Source organism: Prevotella sp. Sow4_E9_plate, from assembly GCF_052116205.1.
Taxonomy (GTDB): Bacteria; Bacteroidota; Bacteroidia; order Bacteroidales; family Bacteroidaceae; genus Prevotella.
Genome location: NZ_JBQKLN010000110.1, coordinates 1 through 1,501 on the forward strand (window position 1 = coordinate 1; position 1,501 = coordinate 1,501).

The following is a 1,501-nucleotide window of genomic DNA, read 5'->3' on the forward strand; positions in this document are numbered from 1 at the left end:
TCTTTATAAAAGTGAACATTATTCTTTATTTTTCTCATTTCCAGCCATTTTCTTCCGTTCTGTGACGAACTTCGGTGTTGCATTAGCCTCTCGCTTCCCAAAAGTGTCCTTTCTTGGAAGCTCCCCTTTATAAAACCTCTTCCTGTAATTATTTGGCGTATCATAGCCGATAGCATAACATGGTCTTTTCTCATTGTAATAATCCACGTATGCGTCCAAGGCCTCCTCGAACTCCTCTCTTGAATTACATGTCTCAATCTTGAAGTCTATGAACAATTCCTCTTTTATCCATCCGTTGAGGGATTCGTTCACAGGGTTGTCTGTAGGCTTTCCTGCCCTGGACATAGACCTCACAATCAACGTGTCCTTTATCAGCTCATTATAGGCGAGTGAAGCATACACGCTACCTTGGTCCGTATGAAGAACAGTTGGCTCATCTGTGCCCTTCAACAGGTTGATGACATCATTTAGCCCATCAATGTACTGGTCTCTATGTCCACGTCTCTCAGCCACATGCCACGTTAGGATTTCTTTCGTAAAGACATCGAAATACATGGTCAACTCAAAGAAGAACCAAGAGTATTTGATGACTGTCATGTCAGAGACGATAACTTGTCGAGGTCTGTCTACCGTGTCCCACGTGGAATAAATGAGGTTGGGGTACTTATCCTTTACCTTACGTGGTTTGTAATGTATCTTGTGTCTCGTTTGTGACTGAATACCAAGATATTGGAAGCATTTATAAGAGAAATTGTCGCTGATACTCAACTGTAAATTGATTCTTATGTACGCCGCCACCCACCTGTAGCCATGTGTAGGGTGTTCCGAGTGTATGTCCTCAACCACACCCACCATGAACTCACGATTGATCTCACGGGATGAAGGCTCTCTTCTAAGCCACTTGTAATACCCCGACCGACTTACTCCCATCATCTTGCAGATATCCTTGACAGGATACTCGTGCGATAGCATGTCCACTATTTTGAACTCTTCATTTTTAAACGAACATACTCCGTTTGCCCATCCTCGTTCTGCCTCACCAGATATTTTTTTTTGAGCCGTTCATTCTCAATACGCAAGCGTAGGATTTCTCGCTTATACCCCTCCTTGGTTTTGTCAATGCCCTCAGGAAGTATGTTCCCAATCTCAGCATCAGCACGAGCCAACCCCTCTATGCCTGCTTCTTCATATTGCTTCAGCCACTTCTTAAAAGAAGTTTCCGAGACATTGTTTGCCCTGCAGAAATCACCGAGCTTAACTTTGGAGTTTCCCTTGAACTTACGAATCAAGAACTCCTTTTCCAATGGATTTAAATGCTTTGCCATAAAAAGTTTCCTTTCTGGTGAATACTTGACGATAAGATAACCGTGCTTCGGCAAGTTGTGTGCCCTTACGTTCGGGCTACGCCCTCTCTACAGGGCACACAACTCTATCTGCTTGCAAAGGTAATCATTTTCCATCAGTTTTCCACCTTTCTGTGTCTACTTTTTGAGGGGCAGCA

The 1,501-nt window shown here is 43.5% G+C and carries 2 protein-coding genes; both read right to left on the reverse strand.

What is annotated here, in order from left to right; genetic code table 11:
• Window positions 1-18 precede the first annotated feature (18 nt).
• Complete coding sequence (locus ACTQ53_RS17425) at window positions 19-972, reverse strand: IS3 family transposase (protein ID WP_287803321.1); 954 nt, start codon at window positions 970-972, stop codon at window positions 19-21.
• A 5-nt stretch (window positions 973-977) separates the two neighbouring features.
• Complete coding sequence (locus ACTQ53_RS17430; RefSeq protein WP_118067409.1) at window positions 978-1,325, reverse strand: helix-turn-helix domain-containing protein; 348 nt, start codon at window positions 1,323-1,325, stop codon at window positions 978-980.
• Between the last annotated feature and the right edge of the window lie 176 nt (window positions 1,326-1,501).

Coding starts and splice junctions, on each gene's coding strand:
- ACTQ53_RS17425 (WP_287803321.1), bottom strand. CDS start 972: ATGCTATCGCACGAGTATCCTGTCAAGGATATCTGCAAGATGATGGGA.
- ACTQ53_RS17430 (WP_118067409.1), bottom strand. CDS start 1,325: ATGGCAAAGCATTTAAATCCATTGGAAAAGGAGTTCTTGATTCGTAAG.